The 19,054-nt window shown below is 39.4% G+C and carries 19 protein-coding genes and 1 other RNA gene; 6 read left to right on the plus strand and 14 right to left on the minus strand.

What is annotated here, in order from left to right; translation table 11 throughout:
- Nucleotides 1–20: 20 nt before the first annotated feature.
- The 6 genes from JN11_RS10190 to JN11_RS10215 all read right to left on the minus strand — a co-directional run bounded on the left by JN11_RS10190 (nucleotide 21) and on the right by JN11_RS10215 (nucleotide 5,931).
- Complete coding sequence (locus tag JN11_RS10190) at nucleotides 21–1,148, minus strand: aspartate aminotransferase family protein (RefSeq protein WP_144912233.1); 1,128 nt, start codon at nucleotides 1,146–1,148, stop codon at nucleotides 21–23.
- A gap of 98 nt (nucleotides 1,149–1,246) precedes the next feature.
- A complete protein-coding gene (gene argC, locus JN11_RS10195) occupies nucleotides 1,247–2,239 on the minus strand; it encodes an N-acetyl-gamma-glutamyl-phosphate reductase (RefSeq protein WP_144912235.1) in 993 nt (330 codons plus the stop codon).
- A gap of 10 nt (nucleotides 2,240–2,249) precedes the next feature.
- Nucleotides 2,250–3,443, minus strand: a complete 1,194-nt coding sequence (argG, locus tag JN11_RS10200) for an argininosuccinate synthase (RefSeq protein WP_144912236.1) — start codon at nucleotides 3,441–3,443, stop codon at nucleotides 2,250–2,252.
- A gap of 20 nt (nucleotides 3,444–3,463) precedes the next feature.
- The gene (locus JN11_RS10205) at nucleotides 3,464–3,862 is read right to left on the minus strand and encodes a four helix bundle protein (protein ID WP_144912238.1); all 399 of its coding nucleotides are present in this window, start codon (nucleotides 3,860–3,862) and stop codon (nucleotides 3,464–3,466) included.
- Between the two features lie 54 nt (nucleotides 3,863–3,916).
- Nucleotides 3,917–4,561 carry a GNAT family N-acetyltransferase gene (locus JN11_RS10210; RefSeq protein ID WP_144912240.1) on the minus strand — a complete coding sequence of 215 codons (645 nt, stop codon included), beginning with the start codon at nucleotides 4,559–4,561 and terminating at the stop codon, nucleotides 3,917–3,919.
- 410 nt (nucleotides 4,562–4,971) lie between these two features.
- Nucleotides 4,972–5,931, minus strand: a complete 960-nt coding sequence (locus JN11_RS10215) for a YpdA family putative bacillithiol disulfide reductase (RefSeq protein WP_144912242.1) — start codon at nucleotides 5,929–5,931, stop codon at nucleotides 4,972–4,974.
- A gap of 85 nt (nucleotides 5,932–6,016) precedes the next feature.
- Between JN11_RS10215 and JN11_RS10220 the strand changes: the two genes are divergently transcribed.
- Complete coding sequence (locus tag JN11_RS10220) at nucleotides 6,017–9,403, plus strand: DEAD/DEAH box helicase (protein WP_144912243.1); 3,387 nt, start codon at nucleotides 6,017–6,019, stop codon at nucleotides 9,401–9,403.
- Between the two features lie 152 nt (nucleotides 9,404–9,555).
- Here JN11_RS10220 and ffs read toward each other — a convergent pair.
- Both ffs and JN11_RS10230 read right to left on the minus strand, forming a co-directional pair.
- Nucleotides 9,556–9,654, minus strand: an RNA gene (gene ffs, locus JN11_RS10225) — signal recognition particle sRNA small type.
- 43 nt (nucleotides 9,655–9,697) lie between these two features.
- Nucleotides 9,698–10,324, minus strand: a complete 627-nt coding sequence (locus JN11_RS10230) for a 2'-5' RNA ligase family protein (protein ID WP_144912245.1) — start codon at nucleotides 10,322–10,324, stop codon at nucleotides 9,698–9,700.
- 238 nt (nucleotides 10,325–10,562) lie between these two features.
- Here JN11_RS10230 and JN11_RS10235 point away from each other — a divergent pair, with 238 nt between their 5' ends.
- Entirely contained in the window at nucleotides 10,563–10,760 is a 198-nt protein-coding gene (locus JN11_RS10235; protein WP_144912247.1) for a hypothetical protein, read from the plus strand.
- 23 nt (nucleotides 10,761–10,783) lie between these two features.
- Here the strand turns inward: JN11_RS10235 and JN11_RS10240 are convergent, their stop codons facing one another.
- Nucleotides 10,784–11,284 (minus strand): VOC family protein, encoded by a 501-nt coding sequence (locus tag JN11_RS10240; RefSeq protein WP_144912249.1) that lies wholly within the window; start codon nucleotides 11,282–11,284, stop codon nucleotides 10,784–10,786.
- 171 nt (nucleotides 11,285–11,455) lie between these two features.
- Here JN11_RS10240 and JN11_RS10245 point away from each other — a divergent pair, with 171 nt between their 5' ends.
- Nucleotides 11,456–12,127 (plus strand): hypothetical protein, encoded by a 672-nt coding sequence (locus tag JN11_RS10245; RefSeq protein ID WP_144912251.1) that lies wholly within the window; start codon nucleotides 11,456–11,458, stop codon nucleotides 12,125–12,127.
- 48 nt (nucleotides 12,128–12,175) lie between these two features.
- Here JN11_RS10245 and JN11_RS24925 read toward each other — a convergent pair whose 3' ends face one another.
- Nucleotides 12,176–13,645 (minus strand): ATP-dependent DNA helicase, encoded by a 1,470-nt coding sequence (locus JN11_RS24925; protein WP_144912253.1) that lies wholly within the window; start codon nucleotides 13,643–13,645, stop codon nucleotides 12,176–12,178.
- Nucleotides 13,646–13,900: 255 nt separating this feature from the next.
- Here JN11_RS24925 and JN11_RS10255 point away from each other — a divergent pair, with 255 nt between their 5' ends.
- A complete protein-coding gene (locus tag JN11_RS10255) occupies nucleotides 13,901–14,371 on the plus strand; it encodes a hypothetical protein (protein ID WP_144912255.1) in 471 nt (156 codons plus the stop codon).
- A 75-nt stretch (nucleotides 14,372–14,446) separates the two neighbouring features.
- Here the strand turns inward: JN11_RS10255 and JN11_RS10260 are convergent, their stop codons facing one another.
- From JN11_RS10260 to JN11_RS10270, 3 genes are all read right to left on the minus strand, one after another.
- A complete protein-coding gene (locus JN11_RS10260; RefSeq protein WP_144912256.1) occupies nucleotides 14,447–14,803 on the minus strand; it encodes a hypothetical protein in 357 nt (118 codons plus the stop codon).
- Nucleotides 14,804–14,886: 83 nt separating this feature from the next.
- Nucleotides 14,887–15,279, minus strand: a complete 393-nt coding sequence (locus JN11_RS10265) for a hypothetical protein (protein WP_144912258.1) — start codon at nucleotides 15,277–15,279, stop codon at nucleotides 14,887–14,889.
- A 49-nt stretch (nucleotides 15,280–15,328) separates the two neighbouring features.
- The gene (locus JN11_RS10270) at nucleotides 15,329–15,889 is read right to left on the minus strand and encodes a hypothetical protein (RefSeq protein WP_144912260.1); all 561 of its coding nucleotides are present in this window, start codon (nucleotides 15,887–15,889) and stop codon (nucleotides 15,329–15,331) included.
- A gap of 73 nt (nucleotides 15,890–15,962) precedes the next feature.
- Here JN11_RS10270 and dinB point away from each other — a divergent pair, with 73 nt between their 5' ends.
- Nucleotides 15,963–17,147, plus strand: a complete 1,185-nt coding sequence (dinB, locus tag JN11_RS10275; RefSeq protein ID WP_144912262.1) for a DNA polymerase IV — start codon at nucleotides 15,963–15,965, stop codon at nucleotides 17,145–17,147.
- Nucleotides 17,148–17,202: 55 nt separating this feature from the next.
- The gene (locus JN11_RS10280; RefSeq protein WP_144912263.1) at nucleotides 17,203–18,534 is read left to right on the plus strand and encodes a WD40/YVTN/BNR-like repeat-containing protein; all 1,332 of its coding nucleotides are present in this window, start codon (nucleotides 17,203–17,205) and stop codon (nucleotides 18,532–18,534) included.
- 62 nt (nucleotides 18,535–18,596) lie between these two features.
- Here the strand turns inward: JN11_RS10280 and JN11_RS10285 are convergent, their stop codons facing one another.
- Nucleotides 18,597–19,004, minus strand: coding sequence for a GNAT family N-acetyltransferase (locus JN11_RS10285; protein ID WP_144912265.1), 408 nt, complete (start codon nucleotides 19,002–19,004; stop codon nucleotides 18,597–18,599).
- Between the last annotated feature and the right edge of the window lie 50 nt (nucleotides 19,005–19,054).

The following is a 19,054-nucleotide window of genomic DNA, read 5'->3' on the forward strand; positions in this document are numbered from 1 at the left end:
TTATTGAGAGTAGTGAAAAGTTATTGATTGAGTACGGTTGTAAATGCTTCTAAAAATCTGTCGGCGTGTGCTTTGGTTAAATTAAGCGCAGGCAACAGTCTGATCACATTTGGCTTAGCTTCGCCAGTAAAAATATGGTGCTTAAATAACAGATCTTTTTTTACATGAGACAGTTCGGCAGGTAATTCAATGCCGATCATTAAACCTCGTCCGCGTACTTCTTTTACCTGGGTAAATTTCTTCAGTTCAGTAATTAAATAGCCGCCAACTTCTGCTGCGTTTTGTAACAGATTATCGCGTTCCATTACTTCTAATACAGCTAAACCAGCGGCACAGGCTAAGTGATTTCCGCCAAAGGTAGTACCCAGCATACCATAAGCCGGCTGTATTTTGGGCGATATGATAATGCCCCCAACCGGGAAACCATTACCCATACCTTTAGCCATGGTATAAATATCGGCATTTACACCTGCAAAATCGTGCGAAAAGAATTTGCCTGTTCTGCCATATCCGCATTGTACCGAATCGGCAATGAATACAGCATTGTGTGCATCGCACAGGCTTCTTATTTTTTGTAAAAAGCTTTCTGGAGCTACCTGTATCCCACCAACACCCTGTATGCCTTCAATAATTACCGATGATATTTCATTTTCAGCAAAGGCTTTTTCTAACGATGCTTCATCTTTCCATGGTAAAAAGATAGCATTTGGGGTTTCGTTAACAGGGGCAACAATTTTAGGGTTATCAGTAACCGCAACTGCTAAAGAGGTACGGCCATGAAATGATCCGGTAAAGGCAATCACTTTCTTTTTGCCATTGTAAAATGATGCCAGCTTTAAAGCGTTCTCATTGGCCTCGGCTCCTGAGTTACACAGAAACAACTGGTAATCTTCTTTATCCGAAACATGACCCAGTTTCTCAGCTAGTTCTTTTTGCAGAGGAATCTCGATAGAGTTAGAGTAGAAACCTATTTGATGCAACTGATCTTCCAATCGTTTTACATAGTGAGGGTTAGTATGGCCTATGGATATAACAGCATGACCGCCATAAAGATCCAGGTATTCCTGCCCTTTATCGTCAAACACCAAACTGCCAACACCTTTTACAATGTTGATTGGATTAATGGGATATACGTCAAATAGTTTCATTCTGTGTTAAAGTTTAAAGCTAAACAACAAAGCAAGGCTCGTTTATTCAGTTTTATAATAATTAATTTATCAAAAGCTTTCGGCTTGCGGCCTCCGGCTTAAAATCCTGTTGCTTTTAATCTTAATCCGGCTTTTTCATCCAGCCCAAACATTAAGTTCATATTTTGAACGGCTTGCCCTGATGCTCCTTTTAAAAGGTTATCGATTATGCTGATGATTAACAGTTTGTTACCATGTTTTTTCACCTGGATAAAGCACTTGTTGGTATTTACCACCTGTTTCAAATCAATATCATGATTAGTAACATGGGTAAACGGATGCTCTGCATAGTATTGCTTGTATAACTTTAAAGCCTCAGCTTCGGTTATGTCACAATCAATATACATGGAGGCTATAATGCCACGTGTATAATCACCGCGATAGGGGATGAAGTTTATTGTCTGTCCAAACTGTGGCTGTAACTGGTTAAGCGATTGCCCTATCTCGTTTAAATGCTGATGTTCAAAAGCTTTGTAAACCGAAAGGTTGTCGTTTCTCCAGGTAAAGTGGGTAGTGCCTGATAAACTTTGTCCGGCGCCTGTTGATCCTGTAGTTGCTGTGATATGCACCTCGTGGTTCAATAGTTTTTTTGAAGCAAGTGGCAGTAAACCCAATTGCAGGCAGGTAGCAAAGCAACCCGGGTTAGCAATGTTTTGTGCCTGTTTAATTGCATCGCGGTTTAACTCTGGTAGACCGTAAACAAAGGTTTTGGTTTTATGCTTTGCATTTTGGGTTAACCTGAAATCCTGACTAAGATCAATTACCTTAATATGGTCGGGAATATTATTGGCATCCAAAAACTTTTTAGCATCGCCATGACCTACACAAAGAAACAATACATCAATATTAAAGGCCAGTTCGGCAGCAAACTTCAGGTCGGTATCGCCAAACAGATCGGTGTGCACGGCATATACATAGTTACCGGCATTGCTGGTGCTATGTACAAAGGCAATTTCCACATCAGGGTGGTTAATCAGAATGCGCAGCATTTCGCCGCCTGTATAACCTGCTCCGCCAACTATGCCCGCTAATATTTTTTTATTGTTATTCATTGTATTAAACTTAAGAAGTTTGGTTAACCTTATGATAGATCATTACCTGGTTGCCAAATATTTTCGAAAATCCTTTCACATCTTCACCTGTCCAGGCGTTGTTCATCTCACCATAGCTGCCAAATTTATTTGACATCAGATCATGTGCTGACTCTATGCCAATTACCTGGAAACGATATGGATGCAGTTGTACAAATACCTTACCGCTCACATTGTGTTGAGTGTCTGACAGGAAAGCTTCGATGTTGCGCATGATAGGATCATGGAACTGACCTTCGTGCAACCAGTTACCGTAGAAGCTGGAAAGCTGGTCTTTCCATGATAGCTGCCATTTGGTTAATACGTGTTTTTCTAAGGTATGGTGTGCCTTGATAATGATCATTGGTGCAGCAGCTTCAAAGCCTACGCGGCCCTTAATGCCGATAATGGTATCGCCCACGTGGATGTCCCTGCCAATTCCGTAAGGCTGTGCAATGGCCTGTAAGGCTTGTATGGCTTTGGTTGGATGATCGAAAGTTTCGCCATCAATGCCAATCAATTCGCCTTTTTCAAATACCAGTTCCAGGTTTTTAACTTCTGATGATGTAACCTGTGTTGGCCATGCTTCTTCAGGTAAACCTAAGTTTGAGGTCAGTGTTTCTTTACCTCCAACAGAAGTTCCCCAGATACCTTTATTGATAGAGTATTTTGCTTTTTCGAAGTTCATATCCACACCATGATCTTTCAGGTATTGGATCTCTGCTTCCCTGCTCAGTTTTAAATCACGGATAGGAGTGATGATCTGTACATCAGGAACCAGGATATTAAAGATCATGTCAAAACGTACCTGGTCATTACCGGCACCGGTACTGCCATGTGCTACAAATTCGGCACCAATTTCTTTTGCATAGTTAGCAATAGCAGTTGCCTGGCTAACACGCTCTGCACTTACTGATAACGGGTAGGTGTTGTTTTTTAACACGTTACCATAAATCAGGAACCTTACGCAGGTATTATAAAAGTTTTTCGTTTCGTCTACTACGTGGTGCGAGGTAACACCCATTTTATAGGCACGTTCTTCAACGCCTTTCAGCTCTTCATTACTAAAACCACCTGTATTTACAATTACTGAGTGAACTTCATATCCTAAATCCTGTGTCAGGTAAATACAGCAAAATGAGGTATCTAAACCGCCGCTGTAGGCTAAAACTACTTTCTTTTTCATATTATTTGTTGGAGCTAAAATCACAAGCCTGTCAAACTAAATCTTTTATCGCCTGCTGATCTTTTGTTATTTATTTTTCTGATTATGCCAATTAACATGGCTTTTACTTCATCTAATAGTTGAGTTGTTTTAAGTTGTTCGTCGCTGTTAAAATAAGCTAAGTCACTACTTAATAAACAACAAAACTCTAATTCGTAAACAGCGCCTAATGCTGCTTCTAAATAAAGTGCAAAATCTACTTCCCTGAATTTGCCGCATCCTTTAACAATATTGGATGAAATGGCGAACGCTGCTTTTTTGGTTTGACTTAATAAATCTTGGTGTTCACTTAATGGAAATTTTGGAAGAAGATTTGAGTAGACGAACAAATTCAGTTCGTGCGATTTTTTCCATACTTCTAATTTTTTAAAATCTCTCATTTTATGAACTAAAGGGAAGCCAAAGCCGTGACCTCTATTTTAAATTGTAAACACTCAACTTTCCGAACCTATACGTTTCTTAATGGCATTTTCAATACGCTCCAGCAGGGTAGCTTTATGCGTAATTTTTTTCATTTTGTCTTCGTATTCTTTTTGTTTTTCGGCAGGATCAAACAGCATGGCTGTACACATACAGTTTTTGCGGTTTTTGCTCATCAGGATGTCGTAATTAACGCAGCTTTTGCATCCGGCCCAAAAATCTTCATCCTGCGTAAGCTCTGAATAGGTTACCGGCTCGTAACCCAAATCAGAATTTATTTTCATTACGGCTAAGCCGGTAGTAAGGCCAAATATCTTAGCCTCCGGGAACTTTGTACGTGAAAGTTCAAATATTCGTTCCTTAATGGCTTTTGCTAACCCGGCTTTTCTGAAGATAGGGTTTACAATTAAACCCGAGTTGGCTACGAAATCGCCGTGGCTCCAGGTTTCAATATAGCAGAAACCTGCCCAGGTGCCATCTTTATGTAAAGCAATAACGGCTTTACCTTCTAGCATTTTATTAGCAACATATTCAGATGAACGCTGCGCTATACCTGTGCCGCGTGCTTTAGCCGATTCGGCCATTTCTTCGCATATATGAGGTGCAAAATCAACATGCTGTGCTGATGCTACCTGAATATCAAAATCTTGTATGGTCATTGAAATAGAAAAATTACCGTTAAATTATTTGCCTTTTACAGCGTTAAATAATTAGATGATCTTTTAGTTGTGAAGTTTAACGAAAAAACTCCGGGAGGGTTTGTAATCAGAGGAGTAAATCAAACCCGTGGCATATAGGGCCTTCGTCGTGACGGAGAAAATACAAAAACGGTTGAAATCAAAGCAGCGGCAACAGGAGCAAATATTGCTCTTATTGAGGGCTTGTTTAAGCTTTGTTGTTTCATTTTTTAGCGTGTTTTGTTCTTTTTTTAATTTTGGTGCAAATTATTGCATTAATTTTTACTTATGCAAGAAAAAAGTTAATTAGTTTACCTGTGCTTAGTGCTGCCAGAGTTTTTTTACTATCAGATGATTAGTTTAACCAGTCTGCCCAACCAAGGTGGTCATAATCAATCAAGCTTCTTCAAAATATCCTCCATAATCATTTCGGCATGTACCCTTGAGTTTTCTATGAACCATAAATGAGTATCAAGCCCGCCACACACCACGCCGGCAAGGTATAGGCCCGGTAAATTGGTTTCCATGGTATCCGGATGATAATGAGGAATATACTTATCATCAGATAATATGATGCCTAGGCTTTTCAGGAACTCAAAATTAGGCTTATAACCCGTCATAGCCATCACAAAATCATTGGGGATGGTGATAATGCCTTCAGGGGTTTCAATGTCTACTTCCTGCTCTCGGATGGCCCTTAAATGGGAATTAAAATGCGCCTTGATGCTGCCCTCTTTAATACGGTTAATAATATCGGGCCTAACCCAATATTTTACGCGGCTGCTTACTTCATCACCACGAATAACCAGTGTTACTTCTACGCCCTTACGGTAGGTTTCCAGTGCCACATCAATAGCCGAGTTGCTTGAACCCACTACCACCACCTTTTGCATGGCATAATAATGCGGGTCCTTATAGTAATGTTTTACTTTGGGCAGCTCTTCGCCGGGAATGCCCAGCTTAACAGGAATATCATAAAACCCGGTAGACAGGATCACCTTTTTAGCTTGGTAGCTTGTTTTGCTGGTAGTGATGATAAATGCTTCCCCTTCTTTTTTTACCGATTTTACTTCTTCAAAAAGATTAATGGGCATGTTGTTTGATGTAGCCACACGGCGGTAATATTCAAGCGCTTCGGAGCGGGTAGGTTTGTTGCTGATGGTTACAAAGGGGACTCCGCCTATTTCCAGTTTTTCGGAAGTTGAGAAAAAAGTCATGGTGGAAGGGTAGTTATACAGGGAGTTTACCAGGCAGCCTTTTTCAACAATTAAAAAACTTAGTCCTGCCTTTTGTGCTTCCAATCCGCAGGCAATACCAATAGGGCCGCCGCCTATTATTAAAATATCAAGCATAGCACAAAAATACGAATAAAGGCTGATTTTCGGCAGAATTTAAAGTACAGGACGTTATAATTCTTCTCATATTTGATGTTCTAATATGTCGGAAAACAAAACAGCGCATCATTTATTCGTACTGGAAGGCATCACCTTTCAAAATTTAACCGAAACGGAGATTTCAAGACATACTGCTATCAATTTTAATCCTGATCAATTGGATGCCCGCTATGTTTTCCCTTCGGAGATAAGTATTAATAAGGGCTCATTTAATAATAAGGATGTAAAGCTTACCTTTTCGGATGTAACCTTACTGCAAGAAGATAACCGGCTGATTGTGGGTTGTGAATGCGCCGCTGCTCCTCATAAAAAATTATGTGCCCACCAGGCTGCTGTTTTATTGGCAGTTTTAAAAAAGGATGATTATCGCGTTTTCTTTGATAAACCACTTCGGGATATAAAATTAAGAAGGTTTGCAGTAGATTATGGAATGGAGGATGAAGCCGGTCTGGATGATTTTTTTCAAATAGAGAACACCAGGAATGGCAACACCATACATGCACGATTACCATCATTGTTAGCTGTCAATAAAGAAAGTATAAATGCGCTCAGGGCCGTGATAGTGCCTGATGCCGAACCTGTGATAAACGAAGAACAGCCCATTTGCATCATTATAAGGGAACATAAGTATTACAAATACCTGTATATTGATCTTTATGAGGCTCAGTTTACTAAAGATGGTAATATAAAGAATCCTTTAAAAGCTGTTGCTCCGCTTGATTTGATGTGGAAAACCAATGATGCAGAACAGTTAAAGTTTTTTGCAGGGGTACATAAGTTTCAAAATCATTTAAACAAAACACCTGCCGATGCAGATATTACGGCATTAAAAGCCATTGTCAACAACCCCCTGAAATATGATTTCTATTTCCACGATGCAGAGGTTTCTGAAAAAATAACAGCCAGTTCTGTTTTTCCGGTTAAAGTTGGTTCCATAACAGACGAGCCCAAACTGGCAATAAACCCCAAAGAGCAATTTTTTGAGCTTTCGGGAAGTATCTCCATCGCGAGGCGGATATATGAGCTAAAGGACCTGGCCGTAAGGTTTACCTATTTTGTTTGGACCGGCGATGGGCTGTATCTGGCGGCAAACCTGCAGCAGCTAAAAGTTATGGCATTGCTTACCCGTAAAAGTGATAACCTGCTGGTGCATGCCTCTAAGTTTGAGGAATTACGAAAACAATTACTTTCTCAGCTGGAAGATAAAGTGAGCATTGACTATAAGCATATCCCTGCTGCTACACCAAAACAATTGGAGGCCGAAGGATTCAATAAAGAGACAGAGCGGATTATTTATCTTTCAGATTTCGGTGCCCACGTAATGATTATCCCGGTGATGCGCTATGGCGAAGTGGAAATTTCTATCCGCACAAAAAAACAAATCTATTCAGCTGATAAAAAAGGAAAGCCGTTTCTGGTAGCCAGAAATTACACTGAAGAGGATGATTTTACTGCCCTGCTGGTTAAACAACATACCTGGTTTGAAGAGCAGCTGGAAGATGATCTCTACTATTTTTATCTGCATAAAAAGTATTTTTTGGATGAAGAATGGTTCCTGAATGTGTTTGAAGAGTGGCGAACCCAGGGTATTACCATACTTGGATTTAATGAGCTGGAGGGCAATAAGCTAAACCCCTATAAGGTTAAAATAAATATAAAGGTGCTCAGTGGCATCAATTGGTTCAATGTTGTGGTCGACGGGCGTTTCGGCCGGAAAAAGGCTGCGCTTAAACAGATATACCGTGCCGTTAAAAACAAAACCAAGTATGTGCAGCTGGATGACGGAACGCTGGGTATTTTACCGCAGCAATGGATAGAAAAGTTTACCGATTACTTTAACGCCGGCGAAGTTGCTGAAGATGACTCTTTGCAGGTATCCAAATCTAATTTTACAACTATTGAGTGGTTATTTGATAACGCTATGCTGGATGAGCGCGTTAAAGAAGAGATCTCCGTTTATCATCAAAAATTATCGGGCTTTGAATCGGTACAAAGCATAACCACACCTAAAGATTTTAATGGCGAATTGCGCCCTTACCAGCAGCAGGGACTCAGCTGGCTTAACTTTTTGGATGATTTCAACTTCGGCGGTTGCCTGGCCGACGACATGGGCCTTGGTAAAACAGTACAGGTTATCGCATTCATTCTTTCGCAGCGCGCCAAGGTGAGCCATAATGTGAACCTCATAGTGGTACCTACCTCGTTAATATTTAACTGGCAGCATGAAATTGAAAAATTTGCCCCTTCCATACGTGTTCATACTATTTATGGGGCCGAGCGTATTAAGCATACCGAATATTTTGGCCATTACGAAGTGGTGCTTACATCATACGGCACTTTGCTGGCTGATATAGTGTTTTTAAAGAACTATGAGTTCAATTATATCTTTCTGGATGAGTCGCAGCAGATTAAAAATCCCGAGTCGCAGCGATATAAAGCCACACGGCTTTTAAAATCAAGAAACAAGATAGTACTGACCGGAACCCCTTTTGAAAACAACACCTTTGATTTGTACGGGCAATTGTCTTTTGCCTGCCCGGGGCTTTTGGGAAGCAAAACCTATTTTAAACAGATTTACTCCATGCCGATAGATATGTTTAAAAGCAGTAAACGGGCAACGGAGTTACAGCAAAAGATAAGTCCGTTTGTTTTGCGCCGCACCAAACAGGATGTGGCTACAGACCTGCCCGAAAAAACGGAAATGGTATTGTACTGCGAAATGAAGCCGGAACAACGCAGCATTTACGAGGCCTACGAAAAGGAGTTTAGGGATTATATTGCGGCAACTACCGGCGAAGAACTGAAAAAAAGCCCGATGAACGTACTGAAAGGCTTAACACGGTTAAGACAAATATGCGATTCGCCCTTATTGATTAAGGGAGAAAAGATGCCAGGCCATTCTTCAGCTAAAATTGATATGCTGATGGAGGAGATTGAAGGCAAAATGCACCGGCACAAAATCCTGGTTTTTTCGCAATTTGTTACTATGCTTGATTTGATCAGAGCAGAACTGAAGAAAAAAGCGATAAGGTTTACCTACTTAACAGGGCAAACCCGTAACCGGCAGCAAGTGATAGAAGAGTTTCAAAACGATAGTGAAGTAAGGGTTTTCCTCATAAGCTTAAAAGCAGGAGGGACCGGGCTAAACCTTACCGAGGCTGATTATGTTTACCTGGTTGACCCCTGGTGGAACCCTGCGGTAGAGAACCAGGCTATTGACCGCTGCCACCGTATAGGACAAGATAAGAATATTGTTGCCGTGCGGCTTATTTGCCCGGATACCATTGAAGAGAAAATAATGGTTTTACAGGAAACTAAGCATAGTTTGGCTAAAGATATCGTGACAACCGATAATTCGTTTATTCAGTCGCTATCCAAAAAGCAGCTGGTGAGGCTTTTTGATAAGGACGCTGAGCAAAGAGTCCTGTAAAATCATGCTTATTGTATTAGTAAATCTGAACCGTTGATAGCTATGGAGAACAGGGTAGAAGCTTGTTTATCCGTTAGGGAAATAGCGTAATTAAAAATCAGGCGCGTGATAGAAGGGGATGTTTTCCGGACATGGAAAAAAAAGAAAATAAAAAAGGGTAAGCTACTTCTATCGCGCCGCTCAACTCTCTACCCTTGCTGTGTTCCCACCCTGGGGGAGTTCAAGAGGAGCTGGCCGTAAAAGACTTACCCCGGCGCAAAGATAGAAAAAGGTTTGTTTTTGGTTAATAAATTGTTAAAAAAGACTAAATTGCTGAGTGTTAGACTTGTTAATGGTTAAAAGAGGCGTTTTTAGCTTCAGGTTGGCAAAATCATCAAAGTTTATATGCTGGTTAAACGGCATTTCCTTGTAAATTTTATAGCTTTTATCGTAACCGATGTGTTCACGCCTCAGTATGGTGAGCTGATCGACCTTAAATTCATGCCGCCATTGCTTGTTTTTAAAGTGTGGCCATAGCTTGTTAAAGTTATCCTTGCTGATTGATCTTGCTATGGTGATGTGCGGCTCGAAGGGTGGCGTATTAAAATACCTGCGCAAAGTTTTAAACCACACTTTAGTTAATGGGGTTGAAACCAGTTTGGCATAAATAGAGGCGGTTTCCTGCTGATCGAAATAATCAAAGCCATCAATAGTTAGGGTTATTGGCGGCAGGTTTTGCAAGTCGCGTTCTAGTTTAGGGATAAGCGGACCTACCCAAACCGGCTTTTTGCGCATCCAGGGTTGAACGGTAATATGGGCCTTAGAGAACAATCCCTCGTACTCACCAATTACGGCGGCACTGCTGAGCTTTAGTTTTTTTACCTGTTGGCTTACTTCTGCCGGTGGGGCAAGTATAATTAAATAGTTCTGGTAGCCTGTCATCGCTTTAAAATTTAATAAAACTAAATTACTAATATTTTTAGTAATTGTAAAATTAATTTGAATTTTTTTAGCAGATAAAATGCTGATAAAGCTGAGTGGCCGGCCGGCCGTAGGGGTGGACAGGCCAGCCAGGAATGGTTACAACCTCACAAAAAAATAATAAAATTATATTTAGTGATTAAAGTCATTTTAATTTAGTGATAATGAGTTAGTTTTATATGCTGAAACTGGAGGTAATATGTTAGATGACGAGTTTGCCATAGCATATCTTAAAGCAGTTGAGAAGAAACATAAGGATTACTTTAAATCTTCAAAACTGGGTATAATGAATTGTGTGGTTATTAAAGGCAAATCACTCGTATCTGTTCATGTTATAAACAAAGACTTACCATTTGAAATCAGGCATGACATCGAAATGATGTTTTGGGTAGAATGATTGTGCCACCCTTAATCAAACCCTTACTTTGTAGTAACCTTAGTCAGTTTGCTGTATTCGGCGTCGTTGGGTTCCCATAGTTCAATCTTGTTGCCTTCGGGGTCCATAATATGTACAAAGCTGCCGTAGCTGGCTTTTTCTACACTATCAACAGGCAGTATTCCAGCGGCTTTAAGGTTGATGAGCAACTGGCTCAGCTGTTCTACCCGGTAATTGATCATAAACTGCTTGTCTGACGGTTGGAAGTATTTAGTGGTTTCCCTAAACGGAGCCCAAAGGGTAAAGCCTTTTTTGGTACTATCCAAGCCCTGGTGCCATTCAAAACTGGTACCGCTCTGATCTATTTGCAGACCCAAATTTTTGCCATACCAGGCCTTTAACGCAGCAGGATCTTTCGCCTTAAAAAATATACCGCCAATGCCCGTTACCCGCGGACCTTTATTAGCAGTATTGGTTAAGCGACTAAAGCCATAGCCGAGCAAAAAAGCAAGGCTCAACATAATGCCCAGGGTTAGTTTTTTCATTGTAATGGTTTTGAGTATTTAAAGATAGGGAATTTGGATGGAGAGATGCAAGCTGTAAAATGCTGTTGTTTGAAGGGTTGGTAAGGGGCTATAAAGCTCAATAATTTTTTTCGTTTGATATATTACTATATTAGTAGTAAATAATTGAATTTAAATTAGATATATAAACATATGGACGAAGTCAGTAAATTCATATTTGGCTCAGGAAATGGATACAATGGATTTGATCGGGTAGCTTTTTGGACGTCTTTACTAGGATTAATTGCTTTGTATCAATTGATAGGGCTAAAAAAAGTCTCGAAGGCTGATTTTATTAATCAATTTACAAAAGACTTTTTTAATGCCTCAACGCAAAATCTAATAATTCTTTTAAACTACAATGCCTTGGACTTTAAAGTAAAAGAAGTAAATCTTGGCAATGATGTTCCCTGTGAACATTTTCCTTATTTTGAAGTAAATAGAAAATCTGTCAAGCAACTTCCAATTGATGGAAAAAATGCTAAAAAGTACTTGTACAGAGACAATTATAGCGGTTTTGAAATGGACGACTTGCTTTTGGGCCTTTTTGAGGATATTGGGTGCTTTGAAAAACAGGGTCTAATTGGTATTCAAGCAGTTTATGATACTTTTAGCTGGTATATTGAAACGGCATGGAATAGCCCTGCAATTAAGAATTATATAGAATATAGCCAAAATTTAGAAAAAGATGGTGATGATATTTATGAGAATTTTAAATACATCTTCACTAAAAGCGAATCATTCGGTAAAGCAAAATTAAATGGAGACTGGATTTGGTTTTGGAAATTAAAGTGGTTTGTTTCCAATAAAATTTTGAAAAGATAGGTCTAAAGAAATTGAGTCATAGACCTGTCCTGTGAGATTTACTTCTGACTAATTAATAAAGTACTGTTTCTTTTCCTTTATGAAATTTGCTACTTTAGAATCTAAAATGATGTCTTGATACCTAATTTGTGACTTCAATACAATACCCTCTAAGGAGGTACATCTGCTTAAGGCTACATAAGTCTGACCATGAGCAAATGCACCATTACCTAAATCAATTATTACGTTATCAAATGTTTGCCCCTGACTTTTGTGTATGGTCATGGCCCAAGCTGGTTTTAAAGGATATTGAGTAAATGAACCGGTTACTATGGCTTCTATCTTATTTTCTTCTTTATTGTATTCATATTCAATCACTTCCCATGTGGCCTTTTCAATGGTATATGTGACATTATCTATTTTTATTAAAATATTAGAACTTGAAAGATCTTGAATGATACCAAGGCTACCATTCACCCATCTTTTTTGACTGTCATTTTTCAACATCATGATTTGCGCACCTTTTTTTAAACTAAGATAAGGTTCAGTAGGATAAGAAGCCTTGTCGAATTTACCCGAAATTGTAGCATTGTAAATATATTCTTTTGATTGTAAACTGTTCATCTGATTTCTATTCACATCATCAGCAATATTATTTGTGGTAGTTAACGTTAAGCTCACATTTTTTGTATCGTTAATATAATAAGGAATATATCTTTTATTGAGTACTAGTAACTCTAATGCAGATACTTTAGCTTCCCTAATACTGTTCAATATGTCTTTAAAATCGGAATCCTTTTGGCGGAATATCTTTTGTAATTCAATATATTCCAAGTTTATTTCTCTAAAGACTTTCGCATTGAAAAAATAAATGCCCCCAAAATGCTCTTCAAAATATTGAGTAAGGTCTTTTCCTACAACCACCGGGGGCAACTGATAAAGATCACCAAAGAAGACCATTTGAACGCCTCCAAATGGGGTATTATTATTCCTATTTATTCTAAGTGCATAATCTATGCCATCCAATAAATCAGCTCGCACCATTGAGATTTCATCGATAATGATCATGTTGACTTTATTAAATAAGTCTTGCCTTGCATAATCCTTTGATATGTGTTTCTTTTCTAAAAGTTGAGGCGCAAATCGAAAAAAGGAATGTATTGTAGATCCTTCTACCTGAATAGCTGCTATACCGGTAGGGGCCAAAACAATTACATTTTTTCGAGTCTTTTGCCTGAAATAAGTTAGTAATGTGGATTTACCTGTACCAGCCTTACCTGTGATATATGCACACTTGGTGCTATTTTCCATTAAATCAAAAGCTTTATTAAATTCATCAGTAATGATTAAGCCTTCAGGCAACTTATTTTTGCCAATAAACTTTTTTTTTGATGGTATGCTGTAATTAGTTGGTGCTTTTTTAGTGACCGGATATATTGTTGGATATTTTGTAATAGCTTTTGTGGTGCTTTTACTTCCAGATTTAGAAAACATATTTGAAATAACTATGATAAAAATAATTAAAAGAATTATCCACATGTTTTAGGTTTAAATAGAAATTTAACTAAGTAACATTAAATTAACTATAAAAGTAATGTTAAACATTGTAAATTTAGTTACATATTTCTTTACCCCCTCACTCCAAATCCCTCAAACCCCATTCGCGTTCCATTTCCCATTCCAGTAGTTTGGTTTCAATAAATTGGTCGGCTATGTTTTGTCAATAATAGCTGTTTATGATAAAATCTGTTATTTTTACTGCATAGATCATATTCAGCTATACACCTTATCTAAATGACTGAACCCGTAACTTCAAAATTCGCCAGTTATTATTGGTTAAAAGTAACGTTTCTATCCATTTTTGTACCCTTGGCAATAAGCGCCTGCCTGTGGGCTGTTATTGTAAAACATAATAACTATAGCCAGGTGCAATTAATAGCATTTACGCTATTTCCGGCATGGCTGGTGCTATTATACATTTACCAGGTTGTATTTACATGTGTTAGGATCACCACTGCCCCCGAGGGGCTGATTTGGCTTAATTTGCTCACCAAAAAGAGGATGGTAATTAATTACTCAGATATTGAACACGTAGATAATCATAAAGTGATTGACAATAATAGGGGTATGTCGCCTTTTACCACTGCACATAAACTGGTAATTGAACTATCAACCGGAAAATTCCTTAGTTTTAAGGATGACCAGTATGCAAATTACGAAGAGCTTAAAGAAGCGGTAAGGCGCCGCCGGTTTAATTTGGATTGAAATCTACTAAAAGCACGTCATGCTGAGTTTGTTTAAGTACCCCAATTGCAAAGTATACACCAAGCAGGCCGATTGCTAATAACTAAACCCTGCACCATCAGGAAGTTTTACAACCAGATCGTTATTTTTCGGACTGCCACTTTCATATCTAACAATTACAGTATCGCCCACCTGACAACATTTATGGTTGCATTCGCTACAGAAACTGCTTGGCACAAATCCTTTAAAATCATCTCCATACGCTGAAAATGTATAATCTAAGGTGAGGTTGCCTTTTACTCCCTTATTTATTCCTTGAGATATTCCCTTTGTATAAACAGCATTTTTTTCCCTGTTGTATTTCTTCAAAAAAACAAATGAGAATATTATAATAAAAAGGAATATTATAGTCAGGTTACTCCAACCAATTTTTTGTGTTATTTTTTCTATCATTTTTCTATTCTGTTGTTGGTTATAAAATAAATTGAGCGATAAGTCGCCGCCGGTTTAATTTGGATTGATGGGAGGAGTCAGTTTTAATTATGATTTTTGGCAGCTAATTGCTTTCGCCATTTAGCTAAGGGGATAAGCTTATCGTTTATCACATCCCAATAATAAATAGCATAGGTTTTTGAGTCGACCATAAACTTAAAGTGAGGAACCATATTCATTCCGTTATCTTCTGATACAGTTAACTGATAATACTTTCCATCTTTGCGTGGCCTGTCTTCAATATAGGTTTGCAAATGCCTTTTGCCTTTGGTGGTTTTAATCATGTAATTATCAGCCTTAATTACTTCGGGTAAGGATGCAATAAGATCACAGATTTTGTCTTCCTTTTGCGCTACCGATAATTGATGTTTTTGGGCATAATCCCCTTGCGAAAACAGGACAGCAAAAAGTAAAAAGGTTAGGGTGATTTTTGTCATTTAGTGAAGTAAAGCTAATACTTATTGGCAAATTTCAAAACTGCAATCCTCAAAAAGCCAGCAACCTGTTACCAAAGGTTAGCTCCTTGTACAATGTCCATTCGCAGTACTCAGCAAAAGTGTCACGGTGCAGTATGGTGAGGCTGTTTACAGTAAATGAAGTAATCAGGGGTTTACTTACCAGGTTGGGCCATAGCTTATTGAAGCCTGTTAGTGGGATATTGGGTACCAGCGGGATATGCGGAACGGCATTGGGCGTTTTTAAGCCTATTTGCTTATTTAGCAGCCTGAACCAGTTATTCACCTTTTCATCTGCCGCAATTTGGGTATAAATTGTTTTGGCATTATATCCTTTGCTACAATTACCGAAGCCGTTTATCTGCAATTCAATGGGCGGCATGGTGCTAATTCTTTTGGCCATTAATTCAATAGCCGGTTGTACCAAAAAAGGCTTGCAGCGTACCTGGTGCGTAATAATTAAGTTTGGTGTTCGCTTTATCCCCTCAAACTCACCAATCAGCTTTGCCGATGCGCGTTTATATCTCCCTATCTGATTTTTTACATCATCGGGCAGCGATATAACAATCAAATAATCGGCATAGCTTAACATTTACAACAGATTTTTCGGACCGCTAAAATGCTAATTTTTTTAGTAATTTCAATTTATTTTTTACCTTTGTTCAATGTCTTTTCAACGCCAAATTGTACATATTGACCTCGATTCGTTCTTTGTATCGGTTGAGCGGAAGTTTGATCCTTCGCTTATCGGCAAGGCGGTAATTATTGGTGGCTCGGCAGATAGGGGCGTGGTGGCATCATGCAGTTATGAGGCCCGTGCATTTGGCGTACATTCGGCTATGCCTACGCGGCAGGCTTTGCAGCTGTGCCCGCATGCTATACTGATAAGAGGTAGTCACGGGCGCTATGGCGAGGCTTCACGCGAAGTTACGGAGATCATCCATAATGCAGTGCCACTGTATCAAAAAACATCGGTAGATGAGTTTTATATCGATTATACAGGCATGGATCGTTTCCATAACGCTTACCAGCATGCCAGCGAGTTAAGGCAGAAGATTATGCGGGATACAGGTTTACCTATTTCCTTCGGGATGGCATCGGGCAAAACGGTGGCCAAGATGGCTACCAACGAGGCCAAACCTAACGGACAATTGCTGATACCACATGGTAAGGAAAAAGAGTTCCTGGCACCCTTAAACATTAACAAGATACCGGGATTGGGCGAAAGCACCAGCCAGAAGCTGTACCAGTACGGCATTGAAAAGATAGGCGACCTGCAAAAGGCAGATATCCGCTTTCTGGAAGCCATTTTGGGCAAGGCGGGCAAGTTTATCTGGGAACGGGCCAATGGTATTGACCATAGTGAGATTATTCCGTATAGCGACCGTAAATCCATCTCTACCGAGCATACTTTTCATACCAATATAGCCGATAAGAATGCCATAGAAACCATCCTCGTATCCATGACGGAGGAATTGGCCTACAAGCTGCGCAAGGAGAACAAAGTAGCTTCCTGCCTGGCTATAAAGGTGCGCTATGCCAATTTTGAAACCCATACCCAGCAGGAAAAGATAAGCCTAACCGCAGCTGAGCATATTTTAATACCGGGTGTTAAAAACCTATTGAAAAAAGCCTGGAACCAGTACCGCCCCATCAGGCTGATAGGCGTAAGATTGAGCGACCTATGCAGCGGCAGCTATCAGATAAATCTTTTTGATGATAACGAGGAGCGCATAAAGCTATACAAGGCCATGGATAAGATCAACTTTAAGTTCGGCGAAAAAACCGTGTGCCGGGCCGCCGGTATGGAAATTGGTACGAGGAACTTTAATCCGTTTATGAGGGGGTAAGGAAGGTGAAAGTTCTTAGGCCTTAAGCTGTTAAAAAACAGTATATTTATAACCTATGATCTTATCTAAAAGATGTATTCTGTTTGTAGCCTTGTTTATTTTTGCTGCCTGTAAAAAGCAATCCCAGCCTCCTTTAAAACCGGTAACACCATCATCAATTTATAAAATTGAGCTGGTTAGCGGGGCTAATCAAACCGATACGGTTGGTCATCAGCTTAAAACAGAGGTGCTAGTTAACGTTTATAAAAATGGCGCTCTTTATGGCAATTCATTAGTGTATTTCCAGGTTAGCGGGGGCTGTTCTGACGATTATTCGGTATATTCTTTTACCGCAGTGCAGGAGGGTATTAATGGCTACAACTGGAACCTGAATGAAGTACCAGGTGTACAAACCTTAAAGATAGTTTTGTGCGATCTTCAAAAAAATCATCTTGACTCTATCTCCATTACTGCAAATGCTTTAAAAGCTTCAGGAAAAGGAATACTCACACCAGCTTGTGTAGGGGTTGTACCAACCAATGGCCCCGAGTTTTATAAGCTTAATTCAGGCCGTATTATTGCAAACTTTGTTGGCTCACCCAGATATTCGGATGATAATGGGATAAGCTGGCGGCCAATCACTGCGCTTAATAACGCTATGGTTCGTAAAATGGTAATAGCTCCCGATGATAAGATCTTCGCATTGGTGTCAGGCGGTTTAATTTACTCTGCCGATAAGGGCATTACCTGGTCATTATTGGTTAAAGATGATCCGTTTAATATTTCCCTTACAGATATTACCTATACCCGTAACGGTAAGCTTTTTTATGCCGATAATACCGGTTCAAGAAATATTTACCTGTCAACAAATAACGGTAAGTCGTTTAAAACAATTTCCTTACCTGGTATTTATGGAGATTTGAACTTTTATGGATTAGCTGAACAAAGCAACGGTAATTTATACATTTTGGGTGATGCCGGAGCCTTATTGAAATCAACAGACGGAGGGGTAAACTGGAGCCTGGTTAATGCTTACAATAGTGCCAGCAGGGTACTTTACGAAGCTATGTTTATTGATGATAACGATAATATTTACCTATGGAGGAATGATTATACCCCGGGTTTATACGTATCAACAGACAATACCCAAACTGTTAGCCGGATAAACTTTAACCCCGATGTTTTTGCTGCGCCCGATATTTATGCTGACCAAATAACCAAACAGCATGATGGTTATTACTACATCCGTACAGTGGTGGATGGGGTTTACCGTACAAAGGATTTTGTAAATATTGAGCATCTGAACTCCAGGTATAATTTAAAGGTAACTGATGCAGTGATAGCTAATAATAATAATCTGATAGTGGCAACAGGCGAATACAGGGCATTATGGTATATTCCTAATTAACAGGTTATGTTTTATTAGAAAATGCTTTTTAACTTTGTGAGCGTTGTTTAAATAGAACTTAGTTATAGCTCTTTCCTCATCAGTAAATCAACCTGGCGGTCATCGCCTAAAAAGAAATCGTGGCTGCCGAATGGTTTAAATCCGCTGTGTTCATAAAACCCGATGGCTTGTTTGTTATGTTCCCATACCCCCAGCCAGATATAGCCGAATTGTTTGTTTAGGGCGATATCTATGGCAAAGTTCAGCAACAGTTTCCCGATTTTTTTACCATGATGTTCGCCCGATACGTAGATGCGCTCGATCTCCAGCGTGTCATTACTCTGTGGTTCCGTTTGGGCATTGCCGAAATTTAACTTCATGTAGCCACCAATTTCATTGTCAACAATGGCAAAATAAAACTCAGAATCAGGATTACTCAGCTCGGTGTGGATTTTTTCGGGAGTAAAAGCCACAGCAGAGTAGGCCTCCATGTTTTCGGGCGTATTTAAATGGGCAAAGAATTCGTAAAATGTTTTTTACT

The organism is Mucilaginibacter frigoritolerans, assembly GCF_007830615.1.
Taxonomy (GTDB): domain Bacteria; phylum Bacteroidota; class Bacteroidia; order Sphingobacteriales; family Sphingobacteriaceae; genus Mucilaginibacter; species Mucilaginibacter frigoritolerans.